Origin of the sequence: Phormidium pseudopriestleyi FRX01, assembly GCF_017313335.1 — a bacterium.
In the GTDB taxonomy this organism is placed as follows: Bacteria; Cyanobacteriota; Cyanobacteriia; order Cyanobacteriales; family Laspinemataceae; genus Laspinema; species Laspinema pseudopriestleyi.
Map to the genome: position 1 here is coordinate 1 of NZ_JAFLQW010000504.1, position 9,078 is coordinate 9,078.

Below are 9,078 nucleotides of genomic sequence, written 5' to 3' on the forward strand. Positions count from 1 at the left end.
GCGGGCTTCGTTTGTATAGCTCCACCCTTCAGGGTGCGAGTTTGTGCTTGGTGCAGTTAGCCGAATTAGAATACCTCTCTCTCCCCAGGCGACAAATCTGGTAAAGTAAATTGACCCTAATACAAAGCAACGAACAGATGAACATTCGGATTGGCAACGGTTATGACATCCACCAACTTGTGAGCGATCGCCCGTTAATTCTAGGCGGCGTCACCATTCCCCATGAATTGGGATTACTCGGTCATAGCGATGCCGATGTCCTGACTCATGCGATAATGGATGCCATGCTCGGAGCCTTAAGCTTAGGAGATATCGGACTGTACTTTCCCCCCAGTGACCCCCAATGGGCGGGGGCAGATAGTTTAAAATTGTTAGCGCAAGTGAATCAACTGATTCGAGAACGGGGATGGGAAGTAGGAAATATTGATTCCGTCGTTGTCGCCGAACGGCCCAAATTGAAACCCCATATTTCCGCCATGCGCGATCGCCTTGCTCAAGTCTTGAATATCGAAGGCGATCGCATCGGAATTAAAGCCACCACCAATGAAAACCTAGGCCCCGTCGGACGAGAAGAAGGCATCGCCGCCTATGCCGTCACCTTATTAGTCACTCAACCCTAAACCAATCGCTACAATAAACAATAAACCCAAATTCCTAAAATACCTCGGAGGAGAGCGTCGCAATTATGATTAAAAAATATTGGCAACAGGGAGTGGCGATCGCCCTCACCGTTCTAATGGGGATCTCTTTATCCTCCTGCAATCTAGCCCAATTTAGAACCTCTGCTGCCCAAACCCCCTTAGTATTGAGTATTCTCAGCGACCCCAAAACCTTTAACTACGCCCTGAGTGAAGAATCGCCCAATATTTTTGGCTATACTTACGAAGGGTTAGTCAATGAAAATCCCATCACCGGAGAAGTCGAACCTACCCTCGCCGAATCCTGGGAAATTTCCAAAAATGGATTACAAATCATCTTTACTTTAAAAGAAAATTTGCGATGGTCAGATGGTCAACCTTTAACCGTAGATGATGTTGTTTTTACCTATAACGATATTTACTTTAATGATAAAATCCCCAGCAGTACCGCTGATGTACTACGGATTGGGGAAAGTCGCGCCTTTCCCACCGTCCGAAAACTCGACGATCGCCGGGTAGAATTTACCGTAGTCGAACCCTTTGCCCCCTTCCTGAGAGCCGCCGGATTAGCCATTTTGCCCGCCCATGCGCTGCAAGAATCCGTGGACACCTTAGATCGCGAAGGAAATCCCGTCTTTCTATCCACCTGGGGCATTAATACTCCCCCGCAAGAAATTATTGTCAATGGTCCTTATAAACTCGCCAGTTACCGCCCCAGCGAACGAGTTTTCTTTGAAAAAAACCCCTATTACTGGCGCAATCCTCAGCCTTATATTGAGCGAATTTCTTGGGAAGTTGTTGAATCTCAAGATACCGGAGTCGTCCAATTTTTATCGGGAATTTTGGATAGTATTTCCGTCAGGCCGGAAGATTTTTCCTTACTGAAAAAACAAGAAGAACGAAATAATTTTACAATTTTGTATGAATTGGAACCGGCGCCGGGGATAACCTTTATGACCTTTAACTTGAACAAAGGTCGCTTTGAAGATAGCAATCGTCCCGTGGTGGACCCGATTAAGTCGCGCTGGTTTAATTCCGTGAAATTCCGACAGGCGATCGCCTATGCAACGGACCGGCAAACCATGATTGAGAATACATTCCAAGGTCTCGGAAGACCCATCAACTCTCATGTTTCCGTCCAAAGTCCTTACTATCTTTCCCCAGAAGACGGCTTAAAAGTTTACGATTTCAATGCAGAAAAAGCCCGCGAACTTCTGGCAGAAGAGGGATTTACCTATAATAATCAAGGCCAACTCTTGGATTCTGAAGGGAACCGGGTACGTTTTACCTTAATTACCAATGCCGGGAATAAAATTCGCGAAGCAATGGGTGCTCAAATCAAGCAAAACTTGAGCCAAATTGGAATCCAAGTCGATTTCCAACCCCTCGCTTGGAACGCCGTGATTACCAAATTATCCGATTCTCTGGATTGGGAAGCCCTAATTATTGGATTTGGTGGCGGAACCGAACCCCATTGGTCCTCTAATTTATGGTTACCGGACGGGCGACTGCATATGTTCAATCAACCTCGCCAAGTGGGACAAACGCCGTTAGTCGGGCGAGAAATTGCGGATTGGGAACGACGCCTGGGCAATCTTTATATTCAAGCCTCCCAGGAAATTGATGAAGCCAAACGCAAAGAACTCTATGTCGAAACTCAACGGATTACCCAAGAATATTTACCCGTGATTCAGTTAGTCAATCAACTCTCCATGACCGCAGTTCGGAATCGGGTGCAAGGGGTGGAATATTCTAGCCTAGGAGGAGCATTTTGGAATATTTATGAATTGCAACTAGAGGAATAATTGTCTGGTAAAATGGCAGTTCTTAGGGCAATAACCCTCCATTCAATCGCATCGCACGATTAACATCCACCCATGAATCCCGAAACGCTCCAGTCTCTATTAGAAGCCGTTGCAGCCGGTCAAGTGAGTCCATCAACTGCTGTAGAAGAGTTAAAATATCTCGGATTTGAGCCAGTGGGGGATTTTGCCCGAATCGATCGCCATCGGGCGTTGCGAACCGGCTTTCCAGAAACCATCTGGGGTCCGGGGAAAACCCCGGAACAAATCGCCGATATTATACTTTCCCTGCGGGAGCATCATCCGGTGGTGATGGCAACCCGAATTACGCCCGAGGTATTTGCAGAGGTTGAGGAGCGGGTACATGGGTTGTATTATTATCCCACGGCTCGGATTTGTTCAACGGCGATCGCCCCCTCAATCCCCAAATATCCCGGCAAAATCGGCATCCTTTGCGCGGGGACAGCGGACCTCCCAGTCGCAGAGGAAGCGGCGATCGTGGCTGAACTCTCGGGGTTTGAAGTCAACAGGTATTGGGATGTCGGAGTCGCCGGAATTCATCGCTTACTCGCCAGTTGGCGGGCGATCGCCGAGGCGGATGTCCTGATTGTCGTCGCTGGCATGGAAGGCGCATTACCCAGCGTCGTCGCCGGTTTAGCCAATGCACCGACGATCGCCGTTCCCACCAGCATAGGTTATGGAGCCAGTTTCAATGGATTAGCGCCGTTATTAACCATGCTCAATTCTTGTGCTGCTGGAGTCGGAGTGGTTAATATTGATAATGGCTATGGTGCAGCCATTTTAGCGGGACAAATCCTGCGAACCGCGCAACGATTACTGGAAAAACCCACTCCTTGAACTGGGGACCAGAAACTAGCCCTGTCAAGTATTGGTAGGGGCGCAATGCGCAGGCCCTGAATTGGGCCTGCGCATTGCGCCCCTACAAGAAACAACATTTTGTCATTAAATTTACCACCCATCTGAATCATCATACTAAATCCGGTACTAATAGCTCTACAAAAACCCCTCCCTTGAGGCTGCGGGTTTTTCTAAAGATTAGCAATTTGTTGAGCGAACCATTGAGCCGCTGTGCCATTGGTTTCCTGCGTTAAGCGTTCTAGGGTTTGGGATAATAAGGCGATCGGTAATCCCTCAAGGGCTAAAGAATAGTTCACTTGTTCATACTTGCCATTCTCCTGTAAGCAAAAGGCAATAACCCGGTTTCCTTGAATATCGATCGCCCAATATTCGGGAATTTTTAAAGCCGCATAAAGCTGTTTTTTTTCATCCAAATCCGTTGCCAACGTGGTATCAGAAACTTCCCCGACTAAATCGGGAACCCGCCAGATATCCAAATTAATTCGACGTCGTTCTCCGGCTTGCCATTGAGGAGAACCGGCACCAATATAGACCAGGCGATCGGGTGCGGCCCCTTGCTGTTGCGGTTTTTCCAAAACACAGCCCCCTAAATCATCCCAAATTTGCCCTCGCTGAGAAAACCAGAGGAAAAATAGCATGGCAAACAGGTTATTGACTCTGGCATGATCAATCCCTTCATTCCCCATATCAATCCACAAATATCCTTGATGATAAAAAGCTCGCCCGCCCTCGAAATGTTCAGCGTCACAATAGGCTAAATACTCCTCCCAGGTGGCGGGTTGCCACTTGGGAAGGTCTGGGTTTAAACGGGATGAACTTATAGTGGTAGGATTCATGTATATCTGAGAGTTACTCCCTACTTTCTCTTAATTTTACTGCTATAAAAATAGCCCGCAAGGGCGGGCGAGGGTTCGAGTAGTGCCACACCAGAACCGAGAGATTATCTTAGGCCCACTGAGTCACTGGCAATGGGCCGGACTGTAAAATCTCTTCATACATCACTTCTAACTGGGAAATATTGCGACTGAGAGTATAGCGATCGAGAACGCGCTGACGGGCTTTGCGGCCCAGCAAGGTGGTAAACTCCGGCTGATCCTTAAACAGGGGGAGGAGCGTTTTGAGCTGAGTGGTCACTCCTTGGGCGGACAACACCACCCCGGCACCCTCGGCGAGCACTTCTCCGTCCGCACCCACATCGGTGGCAATACAAGCTAAACCACAAGCCATCGCCTCTAACAGGGACAGGGAAAGTCCTTCCACCAGGGAGGGTAAAATAAACACATCCGCCCCTCGCAAAATTTCAATGCGGCGCTGTTCATCCGCCACATATCCCAACCAGATGACATTGTGTTCTGCGCCTGCATACCCCTGCAACGAGGGAGCCAGGGGACCATCCCCAACGATCGCCAACTTGCAACGCGGACCGAGGTCAGCTTGCTTCCACGCCTTGAGCAGGGCCTCCACATTTTTTTCCATCGCGATCCGACCCTGGTAGACAAATAGGCGATCGGCGTTCAGTTCCTGCTTAAACTGAGAATATCCTGGGGAATACTTCTGGACATCCACCCCATTGGGAATCACCGCCACTTGCTGGCTGGGGACTCCCAGTTTGCCCAGTAACTCTCGCTGAAGCTGGGAAAACACGATGGTTTTATCGTAGTTCGGCAGAAACGGGGCGTACAGTTGATAGGTTAGATGTTGCAGATGCTGCCGTCCCGATCGCAGGGATCGATGGTGAGCAAATGGCGGGTGAAATGTTGCAACCAAGGGCAAATTTAACTCTTCACAAATCTCCGGCAGGACAAAATCCAGGGGGGACAGGGTAAGGGAGGCATGAACCAAATCCGGTCTGAGGTCCCGTAATGCCTGAGTCAACACTTTCCGCGATTTTGGCGTGGGAATGGTGTAAATGGTGGACTTATAAAGACAAGGTAACGAGACTTCGCAGGCGGCAACCGGCCAGCCATTCCCCGATTTGAGGGCCAAATCCGACTCCAATTGATGCAGGTTTTGCGCTTCTTCTACCGCTTCTTGTTGAGCGAAATGGAAAAAACTAACCTGATGTCCTCGGTCTAAAAGAGCATTCGTGACTTCACGAGAGTAAGTAACATTGCCACAGAAAGGGGTTTTCTTTCCAAGCCAAGCGATATGCATTTGGGTCTGGGGATGATTAACGATTAGTGTTAAAGTTAGCAGCTAATGGTGAGAAAGCCGATCGCCCGAGGGGAATGAACCCACTACTCTCCCCAACCTTTAGCCCGTCGCTAACTGCTTTACTCTGGTTGTTGGCTGGAGGCATGGGTTTCTGTTTCGGAAATATACCAGCTATAGACGCCTCCGGCTATGGCGATCGCCCCCAAACTTAACAGCACTACTTGTAACCCAAACATGGATTCCGCAACTCCCGCCAGGGCCAAGGGGAGGGTTAGAGCAATATTAATCGCATTATTCTGCAAGCCAAACACCTTACCCCGCATTTCTTCTGGGGTTTCTGCTTGAATGGTAGTTTGCATCGGCACTCCCACGAAGGAGGCAAATACCCCCAATACGGTAATCAACCCTAATGCCGCCCAAAGTTGGCCTCCGAAGAGAGAAAGGCTACCCAAAGACAGGGCCATGCCAATTGAACCAAACAAACTCAGCCGCCGATGGGAAATATGCTGTCCAAAATGGCCGAGAAGGGCGGCACCGGCCCCCATTCCCGCCCCTGCTGCGGCGAGTAAGAACCCAAACTGGTCGGTGCGAAGGGTAGGAATCACTTCCGCTAGGCGGACCGCTAACACGGCTAGGGCTGCAAAGATGGAAAATAAGATAACGAGCTGAATCAGAGCACTTTTGATCCGCTGATGATTGCTCAGATAGTTCCACCCATCGCGGATATCTTCAAAAATATGGGGATATTCGGTGTCCGGGGGATCGGGTTTTTCTCCCGTTTTCATCATCAATAACAGCACCCCAGCGATGCAGTAACTGCCACCCACGACCAGTTCTTTGCCGATGCCGACCCCATCACCGATATGAGCAAAGGTGCGATCGGCGATCGCCAACAGGGGCTCTCCCACTGCAAATCCTACAATCACCGAGGCCATCATGGTGGTGGTGTAGAGGGAATTGGCCGGGAGTAACAACCGTCGTTCTAAAATCAGGGGAATGACTGCTTGTTCTGCTGGAGCAAAAAATTGGGTGAGGGTGGAGACAACGAAAGTCACCATCAGCATTAAAGCGAATCCCAAGGGTAACGTTCCCAAATGGAATCCTTCGGATAAAAACAACAGCAACGGCAGGGATAAAACGAAGATTCCCCGCACTAAATTTGTGGATACCAATATCCCTTTTTTGGACCAGCGATCGGTTAAAGCACCGGCGAGGGAGCCTAAGAGAACTGCGGGAATCGTAAAGGCGACCATAATCGCAGAAACCCAACCGCTAATGCTTTGGCCCTCGGCTTGAAAGCGGCTGGCAACGAGTCCAATCATCAGGACTAAATAGACTTTATCCGCCAACTGAGAGAAGACCTGACCGCTCCACAGGACTAAAAAGTTGCGGTTTTTTAAGACCGGCATAAACCCCCGTTCTGGTTCGGGTGGTGCGGGGGGTTGAACATTTTGTTCCATTGGGCCAGAACCATTTTTAATCAGATTATGTTCCAATGCGGGCGGTTGTGATGTCCCATCGGGACGAGGTTGGGCTGGGGAGTTAGGCGATCGCCCATTGCTATGACCCGGTGAGCGGCTGTTGCGGTCAATTTCCTCTAGTTTTTCAGCCTGAACCGGACGGCGATAGGTCGTTTGATGATGACTTCCTCCCCGTTGGCTGTTATTTTTTTGAGGAGAATTTGATGGATTCCAGTGGGGAACCTGTGTTTCTAAATTTGAATCAGATAAGGGCATTATGGTTAAGGTTAAAATCGGCTATTTTGAAGGATTAATTTCAGGGACAAATGTTTATCAGTTCAGGAATTAACAGGAAAGTTAAAAACTCGCCCTTGATGCATGGATATAAGTATCCATTAAAGTAGCAGAGCGGATCGATTGACCGTAATGATACTGAGCATAATGCCGTAACAGATGTTCAATCGAGACCCACACTTGATCAAGCGATGGCCGCTCACCCATCATGCCTTGGATCTGTAAATTTAGGTGGGTTTCTTCAGGGAGTTCGGCGGAGGTCAGTTGTTGGAGAATTGCTAACTCGACGGCATTTAATTGGCGATCGACTTTTCGGGGGAGAGTCTGGGCCTGAACTGAGGGAAATGAGTGATGACTGGGGGCTGAGTTCGGCATAGAACCGGAATTTGAGGGACGATTTTCGTGGGCTAAACTCACGGTTCCCCCGGCACTGACACTAAAGCCAACTCGCCAGTTTAAAGACTGAAAATCTGGAGTGAGAGGGCGTTGAGTCAGGCAACAGGCATGAACTTGGGGAGCAATTCCCCCTAAAGCCAGTAAGTGATAAATGCCCTGGGTGAGTAAGGGAAGAACTTGAGTGGTACTGGGCCGATCGCCTTCTATCCTGAACCCCTCAATTCGACTTAAATGTTCACTCAGTAAACTAAATAATTCTTCTTGGGGTTGGCCACTGAGGGCTTGGCAGAGTGCTAATTCCGCCAAATATTGTCCAGCGGTCAGTTTGCCCAAATCTTTGCTTAATCCGGGATAGGATTCGAGGGTTTCAGCTTGGGTGATGCGATCGAGCGATCGCCCCTGATTAATCACCAACTCGTTCACCACAAACAATCCCGCTCGTCCCCCTAACTTAGAGTTGGGTTTGCGAACTCCCGGTGCCACTGCTCGAATCAAACCACATTCCTGGGTCAAAATCGTTAAAATCCGGTCAGATTCACCCAGGGGAATACTTTTGAGATTGATACCTGTGGCTTTGTACGTTCGACTCATTTATCGGTCCTCGTTTGACTCGGCATCCCCTGGAGAGGTTAAACCCAAAAAATGAGGACCCCAAGAAGTCCCTAAGCGGGTTGCACCAGCAATAATTAAATCAATCGCTTGCTCTACGGTACGGATTCCTCCCGATGCCTTAACTCCCACCTGTCCTCGACCAATTTTTTTGAGCAGTTCCACATCAGCAACCGTGGCTCCACCGGCAAATCCCGTACAGGTTTTTAAATAGGCAACCCCGGCATCCATGCAAATCTCTGCCACCACTCGCTTTTCTTGATCAGTCAGCAAGTTCGTTTCCAGAATCGCTTTCACGGGGCGATCGGTCTTGTCACAAATCGCTGCAATCTCATCGTGGACATCGTTATTTTTACCCGCTTTGAGCCAGCCAATATTAATCACCACATCCAGTTCCGTAGCTCCATTGTCTACGGCTTCTTGGGCTTCATACAGCTTCGTCGCTGAGGTGCTGCCTCCAGTGGGAAAGCCAATCACAGTGCAAACTTTGGGACTCTTGCCGTGAAGGTAGTTGGTGGCTTGGCGAACGTAAGCGGGATACACGCAAACCGAGGCAAATTTGAATCGGTCTGCTTCTTCACACCACTGTTCTACCTGTTTTGGGGTAGCAGCGGGATTCAGTAGGGAATGATCGATAAGCGGAGCAATATCAATATCTCCCTGATTGGCAGCCATTACGGTTTCTCCCTGCTATGTCTGTAACTATTTTGAACTGTACCACGTCTAAAGCCGGGGGATTCCTGCCTACCTCAAAGGGCGACAGCGGGACATTCAAGTATCCCTCTAGACCATCAAAACAACTATCCCTAAAAGAAAAGAGATGATGCAATTTGGCTTACTTCTTTA

8 protein-coding genes are annotated in these 9,078 nt (G+C 49.1%); 3 read left to right on the plus strand and 5 right to left on the minus strand.

The genetic code is table 11. The features are described 5' to 3' along the window. Window positions 1-137 precede the first annotated feature (137 nt). From ispF to larB, 3 genes are all read left to right on the plus strand, one after another. A complete protein-coding gene (gene ispF / locus J0895_RS19155; RefSeq protein ID WP_207089611.1) occupies window positions 138-620 on the plus strand; it encodes a 2-C-methyl-D-erythritol 2,4-cyclodiphosphate synthase in 483 nt (160 codons plus the stop codon). A 65-nt stretch (window positions 621-685) separates the two neighbouring features. Next, window positions 686-2,443, plus strand: coding sequence for an ABC transporter substrate-binding protein (locus tag J0895_RS19160; protein ID WP_242541417.1), 1,758 nt, complete (start codon window positions 686-688; stop codon window positions 2,441-2,443). A gap of 72 nt (window positions 2,444-2,515) precedes the next feature. Continuing rightward, window positions 2,516-3,298, plus strand: coding sequence for a nickel pincer cofactor biosynthesis protein LarB (gene larB, locus J0895_RS19165; RefSeq protein WP_207089605.1), 783 nt, complete (start codon window positions 2,516-2,518; stop codon window positions 3,296-3,298). 191 nt (window positions 3,299-3,489) lie between these two features. Here larB and J0895_RS19170 read toward each other — a convergent pair whose 3' ends face one another. The 5 genes from J0895_RS19170 to deoC all read right to left on the minus strand — a co-directional run bounded on the left by J0895_RS19170 (window position 3,490) and on the right by deoC (window position 8,907). Further along, on the minus strand, window positions 3,490-4,155 hold the full coding sequence (locus tag J0895_RS19170) for a Uma2 family endonuclease (RefSeq protein WP_207089606.1): 666 nt from the start codon (window positions 4,153-4,155) through the stop codon (window positions 3,490-3,492). A 109-nt stretch (window positions 4,156-4,264) separates the two neighbouring features. After that, window positions 4,265-5,473, minus strand: coding sequence for a glycosyltransferase family 4 protein (locus tag J0895_RS19175; RefSeq protein ID WP_207089607.1), 1,209 nt, complete (start codon window positions 5,471-5,473; stop codon window positions 4,265-4,267). 119 nt (window positions 5,474-5,592) lie between these two features. Next, window positions 5,593-7,209 (minus strand): MFS transporter, encoded by a 1,617-nt coding sequence (locus tag J0895_RS19180; protein ID WP_207089608.1) that lies wholly within the window; start codon window positions 7,207-7,209, stop codon window positions 5,593-5,595. 81 nt (window positions 7,210-7,290) lie between these two features. Continuing rightward, window positions 7,291-8,214 (minus strand): DNA repair protein RecO, encoded by a 924-nt coding sequence (gene recO / locus J0895_RS19185; protein WP_207089609.1) that lies wholly within the window; start codon window positions 8,212-8,214, stop codon window positions 7,291-7,293. Continuing rightward, complete coding sequence (gene deoC, locus J0895_RS19190) at window positions 8,215-8,907, minus strand: deoxyribose-phosphate aldolase (RefSeq protein WP_207089610.1); 693 nt, start codon at window positions 8,905-8,907, stop codon at window positions 8,215-8,217. Window positions 8,908-9,078: the final 171 nt, after the last annotated feature.

What these genes read in the sequence shown, in the direction of transcription:
- J0895_RS19160 (WP_242541417.1), top strand. Translation starts at nt 686, where the DNA reads ATGATTAAAAAATATTGGCAACAGGGAGTGGCGATCGCCCTCACCGTT.
- J0895_RS19175 (WP_207089607.1), bottom strand. Translation starts at nt 5,473, where the DNA reads ATGCATATCGCTTGGCTTGGAAAGAAAACCCCTTTCTGTGGCAATGTT.
- recO (WP_207089609.1), bottom strand. Translation starts at nt 8,214, where the DNA reads ATGAGTCGAACGTACAAAGCCACAGGTATCAATCTCAAAAGTATTCCC.
- J0895_RS19180 (WP_207089608.1), bottom strand. Translation starts at nt 7,209, where the DNA reads ATGCCCTTATCTGATTCAAATTTAGAAACACAGGTTCCCCACTGGAAT.
- ispF (WP_207089611.1), top strand. Translation starts at nt 138, where the DNA reads ATGAACATTCGGATTGGCAACGGTTATGACATCCACCAACTTGTGAGC.
- J0895_RS19170 (WP_207089606.1), bottom strand. Translation starts at nt 4,155, where the DNA reads ATGAATCCTACCACTATAAGTTCATCCCGTTTAAACCCAGACCTTCCC.
- deoC (WP_207089610.1), bottom strand. Translation starts at nt 8,907, where the DNA reads ATGGCTGCCAATCAGGGAGATATTGATATTGCTCCGCTTATCGATCAT.
- larB (WP_207089605.1), top strand. Translation starts at nt 2,516, where the DNA reads ATGAATCCCGAAACGCTCCAGTCTCTATTAGAAGCCGTTGCAGCCGGT.